The sequence below is a fragment of the Leucobacter sp. USHLN153 genome, assembly GCF_037145615.1.
Classification (GTDB): domain Bacteria; phylum Actinomycetota; class Actinomycetes; order Actinomycetales; family Microbacteriaceae; genus Leucobacter.
The window spans coordinates 567,035-590,766 of the sequence record NZ_JBBCXE010000001.1; the positions used below are offsets into that span (position 1 = coordinate 567,035).

Annotated in this window: 20 protein-coding genes; 4 read left to right on the forward strand and 16 right to left on the reverse strand. The window is 65.7% G+C overall.

What is annotated here, in order from left to right; translation table 11 throughout:
• Positions 1–41 precede the first annotated feature (41 nt).
• The gene (locus tag WFH00_RS02630; RefSeq protein ID WP_336659039.1) at positions 42–773 is read left to right on the forward strand and encodes a polyprenol monophosphomannose synthase; all 732 of its coding nucleotides are present in this window, start codon (positions 42–44) and stop codon (positions 771–773) included.
• Between the two features lie 1,175 nt (positions 774–1,948).
• Here the strand turns inward: WFH00_RS02630 and WFH00_RS02635 are convergent.
• The 12 genes from WFH00_RS02635 to truB form a co-directional block, all read right to left on the reverse strand.
• A complete protein-coding gene (locus tag WFH00_RS02635) occupies positions 1,949–3,178 on the reverse strand; it encodes a hypothetical protein (RefSeq protein ID WP_336659040.1) in 1,230 nt (409 codons plus the stop codon).
• 836 nt (positions 3,179–4,014) lie between these two features.
• Positions 4,015–4,644, reverse strand: coding sequence for a ribosome hibernation-promoting factor, HPF/YfiA family (gene hpf, locus WFH00_RS02640; protein ID WP_336659041.1), 630 nt, complete (start codon positions 4,642–4,644; stop codon positions 4,015–4,017).
• 46 nt (positions 4,645–4,690) lie between these two features.
• Positions 4,691–5,296, reverse strand: coding sequence for a ComF family protein (locus WFH00_RS02645; protein ID WP_336659042.1), 606 nt, complete (start codon positions 5,294–5,296; stop codon positions 4,691–4,693).
• A gap of 282 nt (positions 5,297–5,578) precedes the next feature.
• Positions 5,579–7,312 carry an LpqB family beta-propeller domain-containing protein gene (locus WFH00_RS02650; protein ID WP_336659043.1) on the reverse strand — a complete coding sequence of 578 codons (1,734 nt, stop codon included), beginning with the start codon at positions 7,310–7,312 and terminating at the stop codon, positions 5,579–5,581.
• The gene (gene mtrB / locus WFH00_RS02655) at positions 7,309–9,003 is read right to left on the reverse strand and encodes an MtrAB system histidine kinase MtrB (protein WP_336659044.1); all 1,695 of its coding nucleotides are present in this window, start codon (positions 9,001–9,003) and stop codon (positions 7,309–7,311) included. The genes WFH00_RS02650 and mtrB overlap by 4 nt, the downstream gene beginning before the upstream one ends.
• A gap of 5 nt (positions 9,004–9,008) precedes the next feature.
• Positions 9,009–9,692 carry an MtrAB system response regulator MtrA gene (gene mtrA, locus WFH00_RS02660; protein ID WP_336659045.1) on the reverse strand — a complete coding sequence of 228 codons (684 nt, stop codon included), beginning with the start codon at positions 9,690–9,692 and terminating at the stop codon, positions 9,009–9,011.
• Between the two features lie 87 nt (positions 9,693–9,779).
• Positions 9,780–10,238 (reverse strand): metallopeptidase family protein, encoded by a 459-nt coding sequence (locus WFH00_RS02665; protein ID WP_336659046.1) that lies wholly within the window; start codon positions 10,236–10,238, stop codon positions 9,780–9,782.
• 17 nt (positions 10,239–10,255) lie between these two features.
• Entirely contained in the window at positions 10,256–11,653 is a 1,398-nt protein-coding gene (locus tag WFH00_RS02670; protein WP_336659047.1) for a DUF5719 family protein, read from the reverse strand.
• The gene (locus WFH00_RS02675) at positions 11,650–14,466 is read right to left on the reverse strand and encodes a glycosyltransferase (protein ID WP_336659048.1); all 2,817 of its coding nucleotides are present in this window, start codon (positions 14,464–14,466) and stop codon (positions 11,650–11,652) included. The genes WFH00_RS02670 and WFH00_RS02675 overlap by 4 nt, the downstream gene beginning before the upstream one ends.
• A gap of 58 nt (positions 14,467–14,524) precedes the next feature.
• Entirely contained in the window at positions 14,525–14,836 is a 312-nt protein-coding gene (locus WFH00_RS02680) for a WhiB family transcriptional regulator (RefSeq protein WP_336659049.1), read from the reverse strand.
• 177 nt (positions 14,837–15,013) lie between these two features.
• Positions 15,014–15,370 (reverse strand): hypothetical protein, encoded by a 357-nt coding sequence (locus tag WFH00_RS02685; RefSeq protein WP_336659050.1) that lies wholly within the window; start codon positions 15,368–15,370, stop codon positions 15,014–15,016.
• A complete protein-coding gene (gene truB, locus WFH00_RS02690; RefSeq protein WP_336659052.1) occupies positions 15,367–16,431 on the reverse strand; it encodes a tRNA pseudouridine(55) synthase TruB in 1,065 nt (354 codons plus the stop codon). The genes WFH00_RS02685 and truB overlap by 4 nt, the downstream gene beginning before the upstream one ends.
• Before the next feature lie 62 nt (positions 16,432–16,493).
• On the opposite strand from truB, the gene WFH00_RS02695 reads away from it, so the two are divergent.
• Positions 16,494–17,417 (forward strand): A/G-specific adenine glycosylase, encoded by a 924-nt coding sequence (locus WFH00_RS02695; RefSeq protein WP_336659053.1) that lies wholly within the window; start codon positions 16,494–16,496, stop codon positions 17,415–17,417.
• 35 nt (positions 17,418–17,452) lie between these two features.
• Here WFH00_RS02695 and rbfA read toward each other — a convergent pair whose 3' ends face one another.
• Positions 17,453–17,887 (reverse strand): 30S ribosome-binding factor RbfA, encoded by a 435-nt coding sequence (rbfA, locus tag WFH00_RS02700; protein ID WP_336659054.1) that lies wholly within the window; start codon positions 17,885–17,887, stop codon positions 17,453–17,455.
• A 104-nt stretch (positions 17,888–17,991) separates the two neighbouring features.
• Between rbfA and WFH00_RS02705 the strand changes: the two genes are divergently transcribed.
• The gene (locus tag WFH00_RS02705; protein WP_336659055.1) at positions 17,992–18,414 is read left to right on the forward strand and encodes a helix-turn-helix transcriptional regulator; all 423 of its coding nucleotides are present in this window, start codon (positions 17,992–17,994) and stop codon (positions 18,412–18,414) included.
• A 28-nt stretch (positions 18,415–18,442) separates the two neighbouring features.
• Positions 18,443–18,856 (forward strand): VOC family protein, encoded by a 414-nt coding sequence (locus tag WFH00_RS02710; protein ID WP_336659057.1) that lies wholly within the window; start codon positions 18,443–18,445, stop codon positions 18,854–18,856.
• Positions 18,857–19,016: 160 nt separating this feature from the next.
• Here WFH00_RS02710 and infB read toward each other — a convergent pair whose 3' ends face one another.
• The 3 genes from infB to nusA form a co-directional block, all read right to left on the reverse strand.
• Complete coding sequence (gene infB / locus WFH00_RS02715; protein ID WP_336659058.1) at positions 19,017–21,728, reverse strand: translation initiation factor IF-2; 2,712 nt, start codon at positions 21,726–21,728, stop codon at positions 19,017–19,019.
• A gap of 75 nt (positions 21,729–21,803) precedes the next feature.
• Positions 21,804–22,076, reverse strand: coding sequence for a YlxR family protein (locus tag WFH00_RS02720; protein ID WP_336659059.1), 273 nt, complete (start codon positions 22,074–22,076; stop codon positions 21,804–21,806).
• A gap of 599 nt (positions 22,077–22,675) precedes the next feature.
• Positions 22,676–23,671 carry a transcription termination factor NusA gene (nusA, locus tag WFH00_RS02725; protein WP_336659060.1) on the reverse strand — a complete coding sequence of 332 codons (996 nt, stop codon included), beginning with the start codon at positions 23,669–23,671 and terminating at the stop codon, positions 22,676–22,678.
• Positions 23,672–23,732 lie beyond the last annotated feature (61 nt).

Below are 23,732 nucleotides of genomic sequence, written 5' to 3' on the forward strand. Positions count from 1 at the left end.
GCAGTGTCTGACCTCTCTGACGCTCCCGAAGAGAGGATCTCGTGCCGCATTCACGACCGGAAATTCTCGTCGTGCTCCCGACGTATAACGAGCTCGCGACGATCGGGTCGACGGTCGCCTCGGTGCGGCAGCACATTCCGGACGCGCACATCCTCATTATTGACGACGCGAGCCCTGACGGCACCGGCGCGGCGGCGGATCGCATTGCCGAGACCCTCCCTCACGTGCGCGTGCACCATCGTGCCGCGAAGCTGGGCCTCGGCACCGCCTATACCCACGGCTTCCGAATCGCGCTGTCCGAGGGCTACCGGCGGATCGTCACCATGGACTCGGACGGCTCCCACCTTTCCAGCGACCTCCCGCGGCTGCTCGCCGAAGCGAATGCCGGAGCGGGACTCGTGATCGGCGCCCGTTGGGTTCCCGGGGGCCGCATCGTCAACTGGCCGCTCTACCGTCGGTGGATCTCGCGCGCGGGCACCGGCTTCGCGAGAGTCGTGCTCCGCTCGCGCCTGCGGGATCTCACCAGCGGCTTTCGCGTGTACGACGCCGAGTGGCTGAGCGTCGTCTCCCTCGACCAGCTCGACTCCGAGGGTTACGCGTTTCAGGTCGAGACGGCTTGGACTCTCGAACGCCTGGCCTGCCCGATCTCCGAGATTCCCATCACGTTCGTCGAGCGAACCGACGGGCATTCGAAGATGACGCTCGGCATCGTCGCCGAGGCGTTCGCGAATGTGCTGCGCTGGGGATGGCGTCTGCGTCGGGACCAGCTGTAGCGCCTGACAACATGAATCGTGTCGGGCTTGATGGAGGGTAACAACACCCGGAGGGACCCGCCATCATGGCAGCACCCGGTGAGTACCCCTCCGAGCTCAAAGAACGAGCAACGCGCATGGCGATCGGCGCGCGGAAAACCCCGAGACCCGCACCGGCGCTTACAAGCGCATTGGTGAGCAGCCCGGTGTCCGTCCCGAAGCACTGCGCACCTGGGTGCGAGAAGGTCGCCGAGTCCACGGTCCGTCGCCTCATGCGGGGCGCGGGGTTGCAGGGGATCTCACGGGCGAAAGGCCCGCGGACAACGAAACCGGCACCGGAGACAGGCAGGCCGCTGGTAAGTCCGGATGTTCAAGGGTGGCGCCCGAAGGCTACGTCCGCGGCTTCCACCTGACCGATGACCCGAGTGAGATTCACGCTCTCTTGCACGAGAAGGGCGACGCCGACCTGCGCACACTGGCATCCGCGCGAGTCAACGATATCGATCCTCTCGCCACCATCGCGCGGCTTGCACTGCGAGCGCCCGGAGGCCTTCATGCCGCCGGGCGCTCGCTGATCACCCTACGAGCTCCTGCGGAACGACGGCCTTCGCTCGCTGCGCATTGTTCCGCGCGTTAAACAGCTCGGTGGCTTTACTGGTGCGCCAGAAAAGCCACCGGAGTCGGTGCCCTTCTTCAAACAGTTCGAAGACGGTCGGGGGACATCCGCGACACCGTGTGGAAGTGACTCCAAGCCGCAAGTGGCTCGCGGCTACTCCTTGATAAAGGCGGCCGTTCCACCGCCTGCGTCGAAAAAGGTGAGACGAGGCCCATCGAGCTCAAACGAAGTGATCGTCATGCGGTCGAAAATGAAACTCTCAGGGCAACCCCCGATGCCCAACATTGAGTCCATCCACGCGGAGTACCCCGTGCTTGTCTCCTTCCAGAGCCCCGAAACCTGACAGGGCCCGGCGAAGGAAAATTCGCCGCTTTCGTCAATCTCAGCGGTCAGGCCGGATATGTCCTCGGAAGCCCATGTTCCTACTGGCGTCGGAGGTGCGGTGGGCACCGCTGTCTGAGGTGTGGCTCTCACGGGTTCCGCCGAAGCGCACCCTGCGAGAGCCGCCGATATAAGGAGGCCGACGCCAGCGATAGGCAGAAGTAGACGCTGGCGCGATCTCATAGCAGCGACCGCAGCACTACTGCGTGTAAATGGTGGCTTTGACTGCAGCGCTGAACGTGTTGATGTCGATGTAGGAAGCGTATGAGCCGACACCGGGAATGGTGGCATAACCGAAATGGGATCCATGTGCATACGCTCGATTCTTTGAGTCGGAAGTGATCCAGCCGCCACCAGAATCGCCACTGTTCGCAGTTCGAGACCACGTACCATACAGCGGCGAGACCACAATTGAACTGCCATTGATAGTGGTGTATGACGCTTGTAGCCCTTTGGCAGCGACGGATGATACGTGGCTTCCAGAAGACGCGCCAGTGAGCGCGATCGGGGAGCCGATTGGCAACACTGCCGCGCCGACCAACGGGTAGATTGTCGACGAGTTGCTCGCGCCGACGTACACATTCGGCGCAACAGAGTTGCCACCATAAAGCGTCATCAGGACGGCATCCTTACTGAAGTTCTGATGGGACGCATTACGAGTTCCTACGATGTTTCCGTTGTTGAAGAATTGATCAGCGCCGGAGTAGCCGTAGCAATGAGCGGCCGTCGAGCCCATGAGCTTGTTGTCAGACCATCGTCTCCACCCGAAGCCGTTCGTGCAGACAAAACTTCCGTTGTACTTGTTTAGCCGGGCGCCAGGACTGTACGGGGAGTAATCAACGATTCTTGATTGCGGCTCAACGAGTGGGGAGTCCGATGATGTGAACACGACGGAGACCCCGTCGATTTCCGACTTTTGCCAGGATGCGTCGAGTTTTCCCTCGACTCCGTCAAGTGCGACGCCGACACGGACGACGCCGTCTCCAAGCGGGTCAGGAGCGCCTACGATGTTTCCGTCCCCGAGGCGTTCGGCCCAAACGCCTTCACGAGCGACGATTTCAGACAGTACGGCTTCATTGCGCGAGTAGAGGTAGTCAACTGGCTCTATTTTCGCGCCGAAGCCGGTCGCTTTCACTATCTTTCGTATAGCTCGCTTGTATTCTTCGATGCGGTTCGGCTCCGCTCCGGAGTAGTACTTCAACCAGTAAGTCGAGTCCTCAGTGCTCACCTCAAATCGCGAATGAACGTCCGAGTACTGAGCAAAAATGGCTTCGAGATCGTCGCTGGATGAGCGCACACTGTCCATGAACAGAGTTGCGGTAGGTGCCATCAGCACGTCAGCTTCGGAGCGCTCTTCCTCAGAGCTCTGCTGCTCCTTGAGTGTGATTTGCCGTTCTTCAGGAAGCGCGCGCCATTCGCTCTCAGTCATTCCATTCGGACTTGCTCAACGGGCGAGCCTGGGATCACCACAGCCGGATCCTCAGACTCCGGGGCAGCCTGAGCGATAGCGGGCGTCGAAGCCAGGAGGAGTGGGAGGGATAAGAGAGCGGCGAGCTTCAATGATTTCTGTTTCACAACACGTCCTTGGGTCGAGAAGTAGTAAGCCGCACGTTACGGTGCGCCGTGAACGAATCCGAGGATTCACCGCCGCATAGGTACTGCCCAGGTTCCATTTAGGTCCACTGCTCACGCTTTCAAGGCCTTGGCTCGAGCACAGCATTCCGTCTTCGGAGAAGAGCTCATGCGGTCTGCGCACCGATTCATCGCTGAGGCTCAACTCGCGCGTGGAATATAGTCGACCTTCGCGCCGAGCGTCGACGTAATACGGCACGCAACGTGCATGAATCGTGTCGGGTTTGATGGAGGGTAACGGCACCCGGAGGGACCCGCCATCATGGCAGCACCCGGTAAGTACCTCACCAAGCTCAAAGAACGAGCAACGCGCATGGCGATCGACGCGCGGAAAATCCCGAGACCCGCACCGGCGCCTACAAGCGCATTGGTGAGCAGCCCGGTGCCCGTCCCGAAGCACTGCGCACCTGGGTGCGAGAAGGTCGCCGAGTCCACGGTCCGTCGCCTCATGCGGGGCGCGGCATCAACGATGTCAAGATCGGCCACGTCCCGCCCGACGAGCTCGAAGCGGCCTGTCGCGCTACGACGCGCGAGCTTTCGCTGACCGAATCCAACTAAATCAGCCTCTACCAAAACCGACACTTCACAGTCTGCCGGGCGACCCGCGGGCCGCCCGGCAGGAACCGCACTTCCCTACTCTCCGTCAGTGAGGGAAATCACTCCGTAGTTCCAGCCCTTGCGACGGTAGACAACGCTCGGGCGCCCGGTCTCCTCCGCGATGAACAGGAAGAAGTCGTGACCGACGAGCTCCATTCGGTCCACGGCATCTTCGGTGGTCATCCGCTCCGCCGGGAACTCCTTGGTGCGGATCACCACGGGCGAGTAATCCTGCTCCTCATCCTGAACGACAGGCACCTCCCCCGTGGCAACGGCCTCCAGCACCTCGAGCGGCGCCGGCGTCACGTCGATCGTTTCGAAGTCTGATGCTGCCGCATCGGCGAGCGAGATCCGCCCGCGCCCGCGCCGATCCTGTCGCTTGTCCTTCATGCGTCGAATGCGCTCGAGCACGCGACCGTACGCGATGTCGAACGCTGAGTACTTATCTCCACCCGCGGATTCCGCGCGGATCACCGGCCCCGGACCGATGAGCGTAATCTCAACATGATCGCCGTTCTGAGGACTTCGATCACTTTGCCTCGACACTCTCACTTCGAACGCCTGTGCTCGAGGGAGCAGCCCCTCGACCTTCTCCGTTTTCGACTCGACATAGTTCTCGAACCGATCGGTAATACCGACGTTCTTGCCGCGGATGTTCACGTCCATGGTGACCTCCCTGGAGACTCAGGCGGGTGTGCCATCTGACGCACCGTTACGCCTTTCCGGGAACTCTACTCCACCCTTCGGCGGCGATTCCACCTCCTCGTCCGGTCTGGATCGAGTTCGCAGATTCTCCTGGTGAGTCGCGTCTTTCAGCGGCACTCAGAGCCGCAATTGCAACCACCTTGCCCCCTGCAGTTTCGAGTGAAAGTATCGCTCGGCGCACGCTTGCGCCGGTTGTCACAATGTCGTCGACGAGCACGATCCCGCGTCCGCGCACCGAGCGACGGAAACGACGACTGACCGCGATCCTGCCCGCGTTGCGCTCGCGCTCGGACGAGCTCAACCCCACCTGCCCCACCCTTCCGCGCGTCGTGCGGAGCGCGCGCACGACCCGCGGCCGAGGCATGCCTCGCGGAAGCGCCTTCGCAATGAGCACCTCCAGATGTCGGTATCCGCGCTTTCTCACGCTGCTGGGTCTCGAAGGCATCGCGACGAGCAGCGGAGGCTCCGAGCGCGAGCTCACTGCGGCGAGCGCGAGAGCGTCGAGCAGCGGAGATCTGAGTGCGTCGCCGAGCACTCCACGAAAGCCGAATCTTCCTTCGTGCTTGAACGCGACGAGCAGTGCCCGAAGCGGGCCGGCGTAGGTGCCGCGCACGAAACAGGGGACGCCAGCGACTACCAACGTCTTCCCTTCAGGAAGCGTGCGAAGCCGAGCGAAGCAATCCGCGCAGCAGTCGCGGTCGGGTGCGCCACACGCAACGCAGGCCGTCGGCCAGATGAGCGCAGCGAGATCGCGCATGAGTTCCCGAAGCGGTGCTGAGTTCATGCGACCAGCGTCCACGATTCGAGCGCGCACCAGCCCGCTGCGTCTCCACTCCCGCGGAACTTCTGGAGAAACTTCCTCCGCACCGCGACTGTGAACACGTGATACTGCGCGCTACCCTCGCTTCGCGAGCACCCGCACGTCGGTTGCGGCTCGCTGCCAACCGTTCGCCTGCGAGGCATACAGCTCGCGCCCCGCGCCCAGCACGCGCAATTGCGTGCGCGCCGACCCGCCTGCAAGGTGCACACCTCCCTCGACCGAACCCAGATCGATCGGCAGCAGTCCGACTCCGCCAAGGGTCACACGACTCGTCGAATCCGTCTTCGTGAGCACTGCGAAGCGGTTCTGACCCACCCAATCGAGATCGACGGGATCGCCCGAAGCCCACAGCTGCACATCTGCCTCGGTGGTGACGCTCTCGGGGCGCCCGGAATTATCGCGCACGACTCCGGCAACGAGCACCTGGCTGCCGTGCTCGTCAGCGACGAGCACGGCGATCCTGCTCCCGTCCGGGGATAGCCTCACGGCCACTGCTTTCCTACCTTCGAGCCACGGTGCTGGAACCTGCACTGACGAGCTCTCTTTCGGGGTCGCCAGCATGGTCTGCGGCTGAGATACCTGGAGCGACCACACGTATCCGAAACGGTCGAACATGGGAGGGAGGAGCCCGCGGCGTTCGTCAACCGCGACCACGCCTGCCGCGTCGATCCGGCTGATACCGGCCGGAGAAAGGATCGCCACGGCATCTCCGGACGGGTTCACCGTGATCGCCGACGGATCGTAGTCGCTGAGCGTCGCAGCGAACCCCTCGGCGACCTCGAATTCGCCCGAAACGAAGCTCCCGAATTCGGAGCCCACGAGCGCCGATGCGTCCCACATATCGTTGACCGGTTGCGGCTCGCTCGCGTCGTCCGCGGCATCGAAGCGCACCGCTGTCCCCTCCGCGGAAAGGTCAACGCCGTTCACGTTCTGCACCGTCTGCAGGCTCAAACGCAGCTGCTGCCGGATCTCGGCCAGCGCCTCGGGCGTTGCCTCGAGCACGGTTCCCGTGAGGTCGACTCTCGCTCGGCCGTCCACGACCGGCACCGAATTCGAGGCGAGCTTGGTTCCCGCCGGGAAGCCGCTGTGCACGACCTCGGCTAGGCGCTCACCCGGCCCCGCGAGGAGCGCGCCCACGATCTCCGTGGGCAGGGCCGCCCGCGTAAGGAACCAGCGGGTCTCGGGCACGAGCGTCCCAGCGGGTCCGACGAAGTACAGCTGATGCTGCGACCAGAGGGTGGTGAACGTCGTGGCGTCGAGGATGATGCCGTTCGGTGCAGACGAGATGCGCCACTCGCCGCCCACCTGTTGGAGCTCGAACCTCAGATCGGTGCTCTCCCCCGGCTCGATCGGCAGCATGAATCCGTCTGCGTCGAGCTTCGCCGTCGCGGACACAGACAGCGTGCCCGAGCCGTCATCGTTCTGCTGGAACGGACGCCCGCCGTCATCGATGAGCACATCGGAATCGGGGCTCCACTGCTCCGCGTAGTCAGGAGTCAGAAACTCGCGCGCGACGGCGAAATCATCCTCGCTCGACACTGCAGCGAGCACGAACCCGCGCACGACATCTTCCTGCGACGACCCCGCCGCCGGCCCGCCCGGATTGAACTGCACTTGCTGCTCGGCCTGCTCGAGGTTTTCGAGACCGGCCTGAACCGGGCCCGATCCTGGAATGGCGTTACAGCCAGTGAGGAGCAGCACGACCGCGGCGACCGCGACCGCACCCCGAATCCGCGTGCGTGATCCTGCGCCTCCGCGGACGCGCCGGGAGGACTGCATCGAAGCCGCCGCTCGCGACTGACGTCTCATCGCCTGCCCTCCTTCCGAATGCGACGCAACGGACGTCTGAGCCAGCCTCCGGTCGCTTGCGGATCGCCCTCTGCCTCGACATCATCCGGCACCAGAGGCAGTGGTGACATGAAGCTCGTCGCGTCACCCCGCGGCAGCGTCAGGCGGAAGTTCGTGCCTTGCCCCGGCTTCGACCACGCTTCGATGATGCCGCCGTGCACCGCAGCATCCTCCTGAGCGATCGCCAAACCGAGGCCGGTCCCGCCGAGTGTGCGCTTGCGCGACGGGTCCGCACGCCAGAATCGATCGAACACGTGATCAAGGTCATCCGCACGCATTCCGATGCCCCAGTCGCGTACCGCGAGGGACACCGCCGACGCGTTGGAATCGATCGTCACCACGATCTCTCGCCCTTCCCCGTGTTCGATGGCGTTCCCCACCAGGTTCGACACGATCCGACGAATGCGGCGGGCATCAACATCGACTCGCCCGTACCCGCCGAGGGCCCGTACCTCAATGATGCCCGGCGACAGCGGCTGCAGACTGTCGACCACCTCAGTAGCGAGCTTCACCAGGTTCGTGGGCTCGGTTTCGAGCGTGACTCGGCCCGCGTCGTATCGCGAGATCTCAAGCAGATCCTCGAGCAAGGACTCGAAACGGTCGATCTGCGCATTCAGCACCTCGACCGCTCGCTGCTGCCCAGCTTCAAGCCCCTCGGCGTTGCTCTGCAGCACCTGGCTCGCGAGCCGCACCGTCGTAAGCGGGGTGCGCAGCTCGTGCGAGACGTCCGACACGAAGCGCTGCTGCATCTCGGAGAGCTGATCGAGCTCCTGGATACGCATCTGGAGGGTCTCCGCCATCTCGTTGAAGCCCTCGGACAGCACGTCGAAGTGCTCGTCATTCTGCAGCGGCATGCGTGCATCGCTTTCGCCTGCAGCGAGGCGACGACTGGTCGCGGCGGCAGCGCGGATCGGCCGGAAGACAATGCGTGACATGATCCACACCAGCACGCCGATAAAGGCCATCATGGCCGCGGCAGTGATCAGGAGGGTGCGCTGCACGAAGGCGAGCGTGTCCTGCGTATCCGCGAGGTCGTAACCAATGTATAGGTCGTAGACGCCCGCGCCCGACGGGAATGTGAGGCTCGAAGCGACGATGATTCCCGAAGAGAGCGTTCCATCCTCAGCAGTGAACGTCACCGGCTGCCACAGTTGCGCTTCCTCACCGGACTGCACGGCGTTCGCGAGTTCAGAGGTCACCGCCTCAGGAAGCATCTCGCTCGTGTATGAGGGCGGAGGCGCGTCCGGGTAACTTCCCTGGCCCGCTTGTCGCCGCATGTAGACCATCTGACTCGATGACGTGTCCTGCACAGTTCGGCGCACGGAGGCCGCGAGCGCGGAGAGCCCGCCGCGGTCCGTCGCGTCTGAGGCGTCGATCTGACGCTGTGCAGCGAGCGTCGCACGGGCTGAGTCCGAGAGTGCCTGTTCCTTGCGCGAGGAATATAGGTCGTCGGCGACGCTGCCCAAGATGAACAGTCCGGCGATGAGCACGATCAGTCCGGTGACGAGACCCGTGGTCGTCATGGTTCGTACCATGAGCGACCGCCGCCAGCGCGCACGGAAGGGTCCCAAGATGGGATCCGTGGCGCGCAGCCACTTGACTCGGACGCGGCGCAGCACCGTGCTGAGTCTCGTGCGTCGGGCGCGCGACATGGGGCTTACTCAGACGGCGTGCCGGCGCGGTACCCGACACCGCGCACCGTGGTGACGATGGTCGGGTGATCCGGATCCTGCTCGATCTTGGCGCGCAACCGCTGCACGTGCACGTTCACCAGGCGCGTGTCGGCCTTGTACTGATACCCCCACACCTTCTCGAGAAGCACCTCGCGAGTGAAGACCTGCTGAGGCTTCCGCGCGAGGATCGCGAGCAGATCGAACTCGAGCGGGGTCAGCGAGATGGGCTGCGAACCGCGACGCACCTCGTGCGCGGAGACATCGATCGTGAGGTCGCCGATGCGCAGCGTCTCGCTCGACTCCTGCTGCGGTTCACGCAGACGCGCACGAATGCGCGCAATGAGCTCAGCGGGGTTGAACGGCTTCACCACATAATCGTCGGCACCAGCTTCGAGTCCGCGCACCACGTCCCGAGTATCAGTGCGAGCGGTCAGCATGATGATCGGTGTGCCCGACTCAGCCCGAATCTTTTCGGCAACCTCGATACCGTCGAGCCCCGGCAGCATGACATCGAGCAGCACCAGGTCGGGTCGCATCTCGCGAAACTTTTCGACCGCCTCGGTGCCGTCAGCAGAATGCTCGGTAGTGAAGCCCTCGCCCTGCAGCACCATGCCCAGCATCTCCGCCAGAGCCCTGTCGTCGTCAACCACCAAGATGCGCGCGCTCATGGTTCCCATTATGTCTGCAAAGCGTCGGCGGAGCTGGTAGCCCGCACACTGCGGCTCTGCGACGAACTCGGGCGCTCTGCGGCGAGATCAGTAATGATCAAACCGGCCCGGGATCAGATCCCAGGGATCGGCGCCGAGGTACTCGCACACCGCGCGATAGGTGCAGTGCTCCACGAAGTACCGCCGGTGCTCCGCGTCGTCGACGTGGAGCCCGGTCGCCCGCTGTATCGGCATCCTGTACAGCACGATGCTCCGCGCCGCCCGGTCGACCGAGTAGAGCAGCGGGGCCTGGCTCTCTCCGGCTTCGACGGTCGGCACCGTCTGAAAACCGAAGCGAACGCCCTGCAGCTCAGCCGGAAGATAGCCCTGGAGCACCTCGACCGCGGCGCGGGCGTCCGCCTCGAAACGACGTACCCGGCTTTCGGGGTCCGGCAACGTGGGCCCCGAAAGGGACGAGCGGATCGGTCGGCGACCGTGCCGCGAGGCCCGAGTCCGTGACGGCATGTGCGTCTGCCGTTCCGCTGCGGACTTTCGACGACCGAACATGGTCTCAGTCTACGTGGCTACCGCGTGTAGACCGTGAGCGATGCGTCGCGAGGATCCGGCGCCACGATCGGGAATCCAGCGATCGTGCTTCCCGAGAACATTCGGACCGCGGCGCTGACGGGCTGGGAACTCGTGAGTATCGACGGACTCGATACGGTGATCACCCGAGTCGCCCCGGGCTTCACCGACACGCGCGTCGCCTTCCCCTTGCCATCAGCCCGCTGCAGCTCGACATCCGCCCCGGAGTCGCCGGAATTCGCGAGGACGAGCCGACCGCCAGAGGCAACCGGGACTGCAACGCGGTCTTTCGCTGCGAGCTGGGGAGCCGGAGCAAACCACTCGAAGTCGTGGTTCTCCTCGTCTCCCGCCGAGCCCATCGCCGTCGCAATCACCGGCACATCGGCATCGAGCACCAACGCGTTCGTTCCCCTGGGGATCTCAGTGACCGAGAGCTCTCCGACAGCCCGCGGCACGAGCGTCAGGGTGCCGAGATCCGTCGCACGACCATCGTCATCGATCGCGCGCACGCTCACGTTGCCCTCCTCGTCACCCGGAGCCAACGCCCGCACCAGCATCGGGAACGCGTCGCCCTCCCCCGAGTCGCTCGGACCCTGGTCGTCTCCCCGCGCGTTCGCGATGCCCGGAATGACCACCTCGGTCTGCGGCTCGCGCTGAGACGTCACACCTGATATCCCGAAGGGGTCGATGCCCGAGCTTTGCGCAACACCCAAGTGCGCGACGACGGGAGCACCCGTGCTCACGACCCGCACAGCGAGCCGCTCGCGATCAGGCGCATAACCGTTGAGCGATACGCTCTGCTGAGTTCCCGGGGCCACCAGCACGCCAGCCGTCTGCACGGCGTCCACTTCGCCGCTTTCGTCGAACACCGTTACGGAGACTGTTGCAGGCACCGTGCCAGGGTTGCCCAGGCTCAACGTCGTTGCGACTCCCAGCGACGATCCGCCGCCGATGAGCCACTGCTCGTTGAGGGGTTCCGTGCAACTACTCGCCGCGGCCCCGCGCAGGTTGACCGTGTCGAGGCTCTGCGTCTGCGCTGCGGCGAGCGGCTCGGATTCAGGCGCCGTGATCACGGCCGGAAGCCCCCCGTTCCCCTCCGTTCGCGCGAGGGCAGCGGTGCCCGAAGGGTCTCCCGCGGTACTGACGGCAGGTTCGCCGCCGGGGATCGCGACGCCGGGTCGCGCGGTGTCCGCCCCGAGTTCCGCGAACGCTCCTGCGCACACGAGCGAGCGCGTCGTCTGCTGCGTCGTGTCGACGGTCACCGCGACGGGCTCGCGCTCGACCGACGGGAGTTCCAGCGTGCTGACGAGGAGGAGCGCCGCGGCTCCGGCCGCGATGACGACGAGGCCGGTCACCGCCCGCGCCCCGCCGCGGAGGAATCGAGCTCGTTCAATCATCGCTTCGCCTCCTCACGCTGCGGCGTGCGCCGCGGCGGCCGCTTGCGCTTCTGCGGGCGCCACGTCAGCTCGGCCGTAGGAAGCGCGAGCAGCACGACCCCGAACAGCACCGCCAACTGAATCGCCCAGATCGTCGAGCCGCTCAAAGAGGTGCCGCCCACGCGGGTGGTGACATCTCCCGCTTCAGCGTCGGTGGCGTCTGATTGCTGCACGCGCCACAGAAGCCCCTGCTGCGTGAGGCCCGCACTCGCGAGCGCCTGGTGCTGGTCGAAGACCCGCTGCAGTTCGGCGCGCTCGAATTCGTCCCCCTCAGTCGGAAGCAGCACGAACGCGATGCCCGCCTCGCGAAGGGCGTCGCCGACCTCTGGCCCACCCACGCTCGCAAGACCGCCGACGATCTCGGCGAGCTGCCGATCCGCCTCCTCTTCGCCGGGGGTAGAACGGGACGTGCGAATCTCATCGAGTCGGAGGCCGCCACCCGAGACCAGCTGGGCTCGCACCTCGTGCGCGTCCTGCGCGGTGACGACCAGCGTGCGCACGTGCGGGTCGATCTCACCCGCGGCCTGCACCAGAGCCGGCATCTGCTCGCTCGCGGGACGCAGGGGCACGCGGTCGAGCGTGAGCTGTACGCCCACGGGCGCAACGGCGACGGCGGCCGCGACCAGCGCCACAGCTATGACGGGAGCTGCGGCCCTGCGCAACGCCTGCGCGCCGACCGCCGCGAGGCCGAGCAACGCGATCCAGTACAGCGCGAGCCCGGAGCCCGTCCACACCGCAATGACCTCGTCGCCCATCGTGCTGAGTCGCAGCAGCGGAGCGGCGAGCGCGGTCGCGAGTCCCAGTGCGCCGAGCACCGCGTGGAGCAGCGTCACCGCGACGCGCTCGGTGAACAGGCCGAGCAGTGCGAGCAGCGCGAGCGGAGCCATGAGCACCCCGACGAGGAGCGTCGCTGGCGGGCCACCGAGACCCACGCCGTCGAGGATGCGCGCCCACCCGTCGAGCCCGAACTCCGGGAAGCCGAGCAGCAGATGCCACACGGTGCCGGGCTCGAACGGAGCCACGATGCCCGGGTCAACGAGGATGTCGAGCGGTCGCCCATCCACAATGCTCGTCACGATCTTGGGGGCGAAGAGGATCGCCGGCACGAGCGCCGTCGTCAGCACGCGCGCCAAACCGCGGAGGGTCGTGAACAGGCCCACGACGAGCATCACGAACCCGGCGGGAATGAGGATCGGAGCCGCAGCGAGTGCCGCGGCAGCGAGCAGAGACGCGGTGCCAGCCCAGCTCCAGGACTCGCGGCAGCGAGACGCCGCGAGGAGCAGCCACGGCAGCACGACGGAGAGCACGAGCGTCTGAAGACGGCCGCCCTCGAGCGAGCCGAGCAGTACGGGGCTGAACGCGAAACCGAGGGCCAGCAGCGCGCGCCCCGCCTTCGACGCCGTGAGCTGCGCCGCCCAGATCCACGCTCCGAGCGCCGCGAGCGGAATTGCGACGACGATGAGAAGCACGATGGCGTGCGAGGGGTTCCAGAAAGTCAGCGTGCCGATCAGCGCGAGCACCCAGGTGAACGGATCCGCGGGATTGCCGTCGATCGGACGCGTGTTCACCCAGAGCTGGTCGAGCGAGCTGAGGGGCGCGAGGCCGCCTCCGAACAGGCTCGTCTGCGGCAGCGCCCACCAGGTGAGCACTATCGAAATCGCGGCGGCGACGATGAGCACGGAGAGGCCGCCGGAGGAGATGAAGTGCATCTCGCGACGCCGCCGCCCGAGAGAGGCAAGGATAGCCTCGCGGTCGATCATCCGCGCAGTTCGCACCGTCTTCGGGTCGACGCGCAGCTGCCTCACCGCGGGCCACCCGGCTGTCGAGTGCGCTCGAATGCGGCGACGGGCCGCAATGATCGCATGCGGCTTGAAGAATACGGCGAATGCCGCGACGAACTCGCCGAGCATATTTCCCGGTTGTTCGCGGATCAGAGCCCACAGCACACGGAGCACCGCGTAGATGGGCAGCCCGAGCCACTCGAAGAAGGCGAGGGGTGCAGGCGCGTAGGCGATCCTGCGATGCAGTTGCGAGGTGCGGGCTTGACGATGCGCCTGTCGCAGCACCGACCTGCGGCGATCGATGCGCGGGCCCGCTACACCGCTCTGCGCGAATCGCACCCGCGATGCCGGAGCCACCTCCACGCGATGACCGGCGAGGCGTGCGCGCACGCTGAAATCGAGACCGTCGTCGTAGACGGGAAGCGCGGGATCGAAGCCGCCGAGCTCATCCCACACGTCGCGCCGCACGAGCATGCCCACCGGTCCGACGCCGAGTACGTCCTGCATATGGTCATACTGCTGCTGGTCGAGTTCCTGACGGCGAAGCGTCCATCGCGATCCATAGCGCGTGAGGCTCTGGCCGAGTTCGATGATGCGATTCGGGTAATCCCAGTCGACGAGTTTCGGTCCCGCGATGACGACCGAGGGTGCCCGCTGCACGCTCCCCCAGATGCGCTCGAGCGCCTCGGGTTCCGGGCAAGAATCTTCGCTCAACAGCCAGATCCAGTCCGAGACCTCTTCATCGCTTTCGTCAGCGGCGATCGCGTCGACTCCGCGCTGCACGGCCTGGCCGAACAAAACCCTCGAAGGAATGCCGACAACGCGCTCCGCGCCGGACGCAAGGAGTTGCTCGCGCAGCGATTCGGGGCCGCCGTTATTCACGGCGATGATGCTGGTGGGAGCGAAGCTCTGAGCCGTGATCCCGGCGATTGTCTGGTCGAGCCACTCGCCGCCCCGCTGGGCGACCAGGATGGCGGTTACTCGCGTGCGCATCACCCGGTCAGTCTAGGTGCGGAAGATGTGCGGGCCGTGGAGCCATGCCGCGTGCGAATCAGATCGCCTCGCGCCGCATGCGTCGGCGCTCGCGTTCCGAGAGACCGCCCCAGATGCCGAAACGCTCATCATTCTCGAGCGCGTACTCGAGGCACTCGGAGCGCACCTCGCAGCCCTCGCAGATTCGCTTGGCTTCGCGCGTCGATCCGCCCTTTTCGGGGAAGAATGCTTCGGGATCGGTCTGAGCGCAGAGCGCGTCCTTGCGCCACTCGAGCCCGTCCTCGTCGCTTCGGCGGATGCCGGGAGTGCCGAGGTGTACCGGATCGACGAACCAGTCACCGGGAACCGGCGTGTGCGACGTTTCGCTCATCGAACAGTCCTCTCCTCGACTTCTGCGACGCGGACTCGCGATCGCACTCACATAATTACACCGTTGTGATTCGCACAAGTCAAGCTGAGGAGTTTAAAGCCTCAAGCACGTCTTGAGGGTGGAGGACACGCCAGCGTGTCGGAACTGTTCTTTCAAAATGCTTTTGGAAACCCCGGGTCAACCCCAGATGACGAGCATCCGGTACGTCATCACGGCTACAGAAAGATGCACGACGGCGAGCACGAGGTTCGCCCACCGGGTGCGATCCACGAGCGCCCAGAATCCGGCGCCCAGCGGCAGGAGCAGGGCGACGATGAGATACATCCAGAACTCCAGCGGATCGCCGAGCGGTGCGTTGCCCGCGAAGGGAGCCGCGATCGCGATCACCACCTGGGCGATGAGGAGGAGCGCCACCACCAGCGTCGCGCCCATCGTGTAGTCATTGGGAGCGCGCTTGCGGAGCGCCTCGACCGCGCACAGGCCTGCAGCGAGGATCGCCAGCGCGATCAGCACCACGGCGAACCAGAGGATCACGCTGCGCCCCCCGCCTCGACCGGGAAGTTCGTAACGGCGCGAAGCCGCCCGCGCCGCACTTCGACGAGACCCACGAGCCGACCATCGGGCGCGACGGCGGCCGCGAGCTTCGCGTTCATGGCTGCGCCGTCGCCGTCGCCGTCGCTGCCGACGTCGCTGTCGCCGTTGCTGCCGACGTCGCTTTCGCCGTTGCTGCCGACCTTGCTGTCGCTGTCGCCGGTGTCGCCCGCCTCGAGTTCTACTCGCTTCCCGTTTCCGAGATCCACCGCCTGCTCATGAGTCAGGTCGACTCGAGGGAAGAGCTGCGTCGCGACCTCCGTGGGTGCGCGGAGCGGGAGCGGGGTTCGCTGTTCAGCGCTCGCTGCAAGGGACTCGGTCGGAGCGGCGTCCGCAACATCGAAGGGGCCGACGTGGGTGCGACGCAGGGCCGTGAGGTGGCCGCCGACGCCGAGAGCCTCGCCCAGGTCTCGCGCGAGGGCACGAATGTAGGTGCCCGAGGAGCACCGCACCGTCGCCTCGAGGTCGATCACCGGAGCGCCCGTTTCGTCCTGACCACGACGCGGCACTCCCAGGCGGAATTCGTAGACCGTCACGGGTCGCTTCGGAAGCTCCACCGCTTCGCCTGAGCGCACGCGATCATACGCGCGACGCCCGTCCACCTTGATCGCGCTCACGGCGCTCGGCGCCTGCTCGATGTCGCCGGTGAGTGTCGCTGCCGCCTGCGTAATCTGCGCCGCATCCAGCGCCTCGATCGCCTCCGGCGCCGCGGTGCTGATGCGATCACCCTCGCGGTCATCGGTGACGGTCGCAGAACCGAGTCTGATCGTCGCGACATACGTCTTGTCGAGACCGACTAGGTGCGTCAGCAAGCGGGTCGACGGGCCGGCCCCGAGCACGAGCAGTCCCGTGGCCATCGGGTCGAGCGTGCCCGCATGCCCCACTTTCCGGGTGCCGAGAGCACGGCGCGACTTCGCCACGACGTCGTGACTCGTCCACCCCTCCGCTTTGTCGATGAGCAGGATCGCGCCCTGGGCGGGCAGCACAGCGGGGTCTTTCGTCACGGACTCAGCCTACGCGGTCGTCCGGGCTCGAACCTTCTGCCCGGCCACCTACACTGGAGCGGATGGACGAGGAGCGCGCGGTGGCTGAAGCTGAGGTCGCAGCTGACGCCGGGGCGATCGCAGAAGCTCTGAACGCTTGGTATCGCACCGCAGCGCGCCCACTCCCCTGGCGCGATCCCGAAGTCACTCCGTGGGCGATCCTCGTCTCCGAATTCATGCTGCAGCAAACGCAGGTCGACCGCGTGCTGCCCCGCTGGATCGCGTGGATGGAGCGATGGCCGACGCCCGCCGCACTCGCGACTGAGGAGCCCGGCGAAGCCGTGCGCGCCTGGGACCGGCTGGGGTATCCGCGGCGTGCCCTGTGGCTGCACCGCGCTGCCGTCGAGATCACCGAGCAGCACGGCGGTCGGGTCCCGGAGGACGTCGATGCCCTGCTCGCGCTCACCGGTATCGGCCCGTACACCGCGCGAGCCGTCGCGGCGTTCGCCTACGGCGCCCGACATCCCGTCGTCGATACGAACACCCGCAGAGTGATCGCGCGGCTCGTGCACGGCCATGCGGCCGCGGGGATGCCGGCGCCGCAGGACCTCGTCGACATGGAGCGGTTACTGCCGGAAAGCGACGACGCCGCGGCGCTGTTCAATGCGGCGGCAATGGAACTCGGAGCAGTCGTGTGCACCGCGCGTGTGCCTCGCTGCGCCGAGTGCCCGGTCGCCGCGTGGTGCGAATGGCGCGGCGCCGGGTACCCCGACAACGCGCCGGAGAAACGCCCCAAGCAAGCGAAGTTCGCGGGAAGCGACCGTCAGGTGCGGGGGCGGATCATGGCGCAGCTGCGGAGCTCCGCCGAGCCCATCACGCGCGAGGCGACCCTGAACGCGGCGGCCGAAGGGGGCACCCGCGATCCCGAGCAGGCCCTTAGAGCCTACGACTCGCTCATCGCCGATGGTCTCGTCGTCGAATTCGAGGGGCGGGTGCGGCTGCCGTAGTGACCGTGTGCCGGTTACCGGTTACTGGTTACCGGTTACTCGTCCTCGTCTGCTTCCCGCGGCTTCTGGTACGGGTCGGCCTCGCCCGCGTACTGAGCGCCGGCCGCGAGTGCCGCGGCCTCCTCGTCACGACGCTTCGCCTCAGCGAGCAGATCGTTCAGGTGCTGGGCGCTCTCAGGGAGCTCATCGTGGATGAATTCCAGCGTGGGCGTGAGGCGCGTCCCGAGCTGCTTGCCCACCTCGGTGCGCAGCATGCCGGTCGCGGCCTTCAGCGCAGCGGCGGTGTCGACCTGCTCCTGCTCCTCGCCGTACACCGTGTAGAAGATGCTCGCGTGCTGCAGGTCGCCCGTCACTCGCACATCGGTGATCGTGACGAAGCCGAGCCGCGGATCGCGCAGCCCCTTCTCGAGGCGCCGCGCGATGATCTGCTGGATGCGCTCGGCGACTTTTCCCGCCCGTGGATTGCTCATGCGGACAGCCTACCGCCGCCGTTTCCCCCTCGCGGACGCCTCCGCTCCCCACCGCCTGCAGCACTGCTGCGCTCGGCCTCCGCCACTCGCTAGGGCGAGGCACCATGGACGGCTCACCCGGGACGCAACGACTGCGAGACCTCGAACGACTCCGGCGGGTGCGCGATCGCATCGACCGTGAATACGCGCGGCCCCTCGACGTCGAGACGCTCGCGCGCGGCATCGGATACTCGGCGGGGCACCTCAGCCGCGAGTTCCGCGCCGCCTACGGCGAGTCACCTTACAGCTACCTCATGACGCGCCGCATCGAGCGTGCCATGACGCTGCTGCGCCGCGGAGATCAGAGCGTGACGGAGGTCTGTTACGCGGTCGGCTACAACTCACTCGGAACGTTCACCACGCGGTTCACCGAGCTCGTGGGAGTGTCACCCGGGCGGTACCGTCGCGAAAGCGGCGGACCGCTGACGGGTCTTCCGGGCTTCATTACGATGCGCGTGACGAAACCGGTCAGGAACGGAGAAGTTTAGGTCGCGGGACGCGAATATCGTTACCCGCATGAAGATCAACATTCTCAACACATTCCTTCCCCACACCGACCCCGAAGCCTCGCTCGCGTTCTATCGCGACGTGCTCGGATTCGAGGTCCGAAACGACGTCGGCTACGAGCAGATGCGCTGGATCACGGTTGGCCCGGTGGATCAGCCCGGCACCTCGATCGTGCTCACGCCCCCAGCGGTCGACCCCGGCTTGACGGACGACGAGCGCCGCGTGATCAATGAACTCATCGCCAAGGGTGCGTACGCCTCCATCATTCTCGCGACCGACGACCTGGACGCGCTCTTCGAAAAGGTCGAAGCGTCGAACGCGGACGTCATCCAGGAGCCGATGGCCCAGGACTGGGGCACGCGCGACTTCGCCTTCCGCGATCCTGCGGGGAATACGGTGCGTGTGCAGCAGCTCGCAGCCTGAGCGCCTGCCAGCTCACGTCCTCGCCCATCAGACAGGAGAAAGCCCGTGAGGCGGATCACTCCTTGGAGTTTCGATCCGCCTCACGGGCTTTTCACTGCACGAAGGGCGGGCAGGATCGCGTGATGCCGATCCTGCCCGCCCTCAGTGAGCAGAGTGCGCGCTAGTCGCGCGTCTTCTCCACCATCTCCGTCGTTTCGATCTCGTCGCCGATCTGGATGTCGTTGTACTTACCCAGACCGATACCGGCCTCGAAGTCCGTCTTCACCTCGGTGACGTCGTCCTTGAAGCGGCGCAGCGACTCGATGGCGAGACCATCGGCGATGACGACGCCCTCGCGGATGACGCGCGCCTTCGCGTTGCGCGTGATCGTACCGCTGCGCACGATGACGCCCGCGATGTTGCCGAACTTCGAGGAGCGGAACACCTCGCGGATCTCGGCGACGCCCGACTGGACCTCTTCGTACTCCGGCTTGAGCATGCCCTTGAGCGAGTTCTCGATGTCATCAAGCGCGTTGTAGATGACGTTGTAGAACCGGATGTCGATGCCCTCGCGCGCAGCGCGCTCGCGAGCCTTGACGTCGGGGCGCACGTTGAAGCCGATGACGATCGCGTTGTCGATCGTCGCGAGATCGACGTCCGACTCTGTAATCGCGCCGACACCGCGGTGCAGAATGCGCAGCTGCACGGAATCGTCGACCTCGATCTTCATGAGCGACTCCTCGAGCGCCTCCACGGCACCCGACACGTCACCCTTGATGATGAGGTTGAGCGACTCGACCTTGCCATCCTCGAGCGCCTTCGTGAACTCTTCCAGGCTGATGCGCTTGCGAGCCTTCGCGAGCTGAGCGTTGCGCTCGGCGGCCTCACGCTTCTCAGCGATCTGGCGAGCGGTGCGATCTTCGGAGGTGACGATGAAGTTGTCACCCGCGCGCGGAACGCTCGAGAGACCCTGCACCTGCACCGGGCGCGACGGAACGGCCTCGAGCACGGCCTCGCCGTTCTCGTCGTGCATCGCACGCACGCGGCCGTACGCGGTGCCCGCGACGATTGCGTCACCGACTCGCAGCGTGCCCGACTGGATGAGCACGGTCGCGACCGCGCCACGGCCCTTATCGAGCTTCGCCTCGATGGCGACACCGCGCGCGTCCTTGTTCGGGTTCGCGCGCAGGTCGAGACCGGCGTCCGCCGTGAGCAGCACGGCGTCGAGCAGGTCGTTGATACCCACGTCGTTCTTCGCCGACACGTCGACGAACATCACGTCGCCGCCCCACTCCTCGGAGACCAGACCGAACTCGGTGAGCTGCTGGCGCACCTTCTCGGGGTTCGCGCCCTCCTTGTCGATCTTGTTGACCGCGACCACGATCGGCACGTTCGCCGACTGCGCGTGGTTCAGGGCCTCAATCGTCTGCGGCATGATGCCGTCATCCGCGGCGACCACGAGGATCGCGATGTCGGTGACCTGCGCACCACGAGCACGCATGGCGGTGAACGCCTCGTGACCCGGGGTATCGATGAAGGTCAACGCGCGCTCGACGCCGTCGTGCTCGGTGTGCACCTGGTACGCACCAATGTGCTGCGTGATGCCGCCGGCCTCGCCGCCGCCCACGTTCGCCTTGCGGATCGCGTCGAGCAGTCGGGTCTTACCGTGATCGACGTGGCCCATGACGGTGACCACCGGAGGACGCGGCAGCAGAACGTCGTCGCCCTCCTCTTCGAGCTCGGCCTCGATATCGATGTCGAAGCCCTCGAGGAGCTCGCGATCCTCGTCCTCGGGAGAAACGACCTGGATCTTGTAACCCAGCTCGTCACCGAGGATCTCGAACGTCGCCTCATCGAGCGACTCCGTCGCCGTCGCCATCTCGCCCAGGTGGAAGAGGATGGTGATCAGGTTCGAAGCGCTGGTGTTGATCTTGTCGGCGAAGTCCGACAGCGATGCGCCGCGACGCAGACGGATCGGGGTCGACCCGTCGCCACGGGGAACGCTCACGCCGCCGAGCGACGGGGCCTCCCGCATTTCGAACTCTTGCCGCTTCGCCCGCTTCGACTTGCGAGCCTTGCTCTTGGAGCCACCGCGACCGAACGCACCAGCGGTGCCGGCACCACGACCACCGCGACCACGGCCAGCGAAACCGCCGCCCGGACGCGGCGCGCCGAAGCCGCCTGCACCGGGAGCGCCGCCACCGCCGCCGGGACGGTTGAAGCCGCCACCGCCACCGGGACGACCACCGCCGGGGCGACCGCCACCCGGACGACCCGCACCCGCAGCGCCACCCTGGGGGCGAGGAGCCGGACGAGGAATGTTGCCCGGGTTCGGACGACCTGCGCCGCCACCCGGACGACCCATGCCCTGGCTCGGCGCGAAGGGGTTATTGCCCGGACGCGGAGGACGCGGGATACCCATGCCCTGGCTCGAAGCGAACGGGTTGTTGCCGGGCCGCGGGCCCGCAGGCTTCGGAGCGCCGGGCTTGCTACCGGGCTTTGCGGCGCTGCCGGGCTTCGCCGCAGCGGGCTTGGCCCCGGCAGGCTTGGCCGCGCCGGGGGTCGGGGCGTCAGACTTCTTCTCGGCAGGTGCCGCAGCCTCGGGGGCCGGAGCTTCCGGCGCCTTCGGTTCGGCCTTCGGAGCCGGCTTGGGGCCGGGCTTCGGGGCGGATCCCGGCTTCTTCGCAGCCGGCTTCGCGGGCGCGTCGCCCTCGCCCTGCGGCTTCGCAACGCCTTCTGCCGCGAGGGCAGCCTTCACCTTGCGCGCCACCGGCGGCGCAATGCTTGACGAGGACGCCTTAACGAACTCGCCCATATCTTTGAGCTTGGCCAGAACGACCTTGCTATCGACACCGATCTCCGCAGCGATCTCGTGTACGCGTGGGTTTGCCACTTTTCTCCTGTCTGGGTTCACGCCAGACAGGCGAGAACCATTGATTAGCGGACGGGCTTCATCGTGAGCCGCTCATTAGTTGTCCATGAGTGTTTTCAGCCTGTTCTCTAAAGGGCTAGTGTCGGGCTTCCCCGACACCCGCAATGCTCGAGGGAACATCCCTCGTGTCACTGCACGGTCCAGACACTCTCGCGTGGGATGCACCCACGCACCGCGCCCAGGAAGCACCCCGCGATCGTCGACTTCAAGCCGACCTTCGCGCAGCACCACCCGCAGCAACTCTGTGCGCGGGGCACGCAAGCGACACGCGACACAGGTCCGAACCGCAACTATCTTACCAGCTTCCACGTTTTCCCTCCGCCTCGGCGATTCGGGTTCTCAGGTAGGGGCAGTGATGGGTTGTCGGGGCCGATCGGGGCGGCATGCCCGACCCTGGGATGTCGCTGCCTTCGGCGGGAGCAAGTTTCCCGCCCGGTGGACGTCGGTACCTTTAAAAGGACGTCCACCGGGCGGGGCCTCTTGACCTTGACAGCGCTCTCGCCCCTTGGATGTCACTGCCTCCGGCAGGACGTCTACCGGGCAGGGCGCACTCGATTTCGACAGAGCTCTCGCCCCTTGCATGTCGCTGCCTCCGGCAGGTCATCCAATCCCCACGGCCCAGAGAATCGCTCAGCGTGAACCGTCGGGCTGGATAACTGTACCTATTTGCTCGCTATCGCTCGCTACCGAAGCGCGGAAACGCAACGCGTTTCCTTTGAGCGCTTCGGCGCAAAAATCGAAATATCCAGCCTCCGGCCACAGTAGGTTAATCGTTCATGATCGAGTCAGGCTGGATGGCTGTGCTCATGAGCTCGCTATCGCTCGCTACCGAAGCGCGGAAACGCAACGCGTTTCCTTTGAGCGCTTCGGCGCAAAAATCGAAATATCCAGCCTCCGGCCACAGTACGTTAATCGTTCATGATCGAGTCAGGCTGGATATCGATTTTTGCGCCCGTTAGTTTGGCGGCGAGGCGGGCGTTCTGGCCTTCCTTGCCGATCGCAAGGGAGAGCTGGAAGTCGGGAACTAGTGCGCGAACCTGCTTCAGCGACTCGTTCAGCATGAACACGTCGGTCACCTTCGCCGGCGACAGGGCGTTCGCCACGAACGCGGGCAGCGCCGGCGAGTAATCGACAATGTCGATCTTCTCCTCACCAAGCTCCCCCATCACGGCGCGCACGCGGCTTCCCATCTCCCCGATGCAGGTGCCCTTCGCGTTGATTCCGGCCTGCTTCGCGCGCACAGCGACCTTCGTGCGATGGCCGGCCTCACGAGCGAGCGACACGATCTCCACGAGCCCTTCCGCGAGCTCCGGCACTTCCCGCTCGAACAGCTTGCGCACAAGACCCGGGTGCGTCCGAGACACGATGACCTGCGGGCCCTTCGTTCCCTTCGACACACTCGTCACGTACACGCGCAGTCGCGTGCCATGCGCGTAGCTTTCGCCCGGAACCTGCTCCTCCGGAGGGAGAATTGCCTCGAGCTCGCCGAGGTCGATGTGAACCATGCGCGGATTGGGGCCCTGCTGCACCACACCCGAGACGATCTGGCCCTCCTTGTCTTTGAAGGAGCCAAGAACGGCATCGTCGCTGAGGTCGCGGAGTCGCTGGTTGATCACCTGCTTCGCGGCGCTCGAAGCGACGCGACCGAATTCGTCCATCGTCACGTACGCCTCGCCGATGACCTCGCCGTTTTCGTCGAGTTCGGGAATCAGCACCGAGATCTCACCGCTCTTACGATCGAGCGTCACTCGCACATCGCTCTCGCGCGGTACCGGAAGCTTCTGGTTTTCAGCGTGGCGCAAGTAGGCCGACTGAATCGCCTGTTCGATGATCTGCACCAGCTCGTCAAAGGGAATTTCCTTCTCGCGCTCGATCTGACGCAGCGTGACGAGTTCGATCTTCACGGGGGCCTCCTGGGTATTGAAATGTCTATTCAGCTATAGCCCGCACTCGCAGGCGAACCCC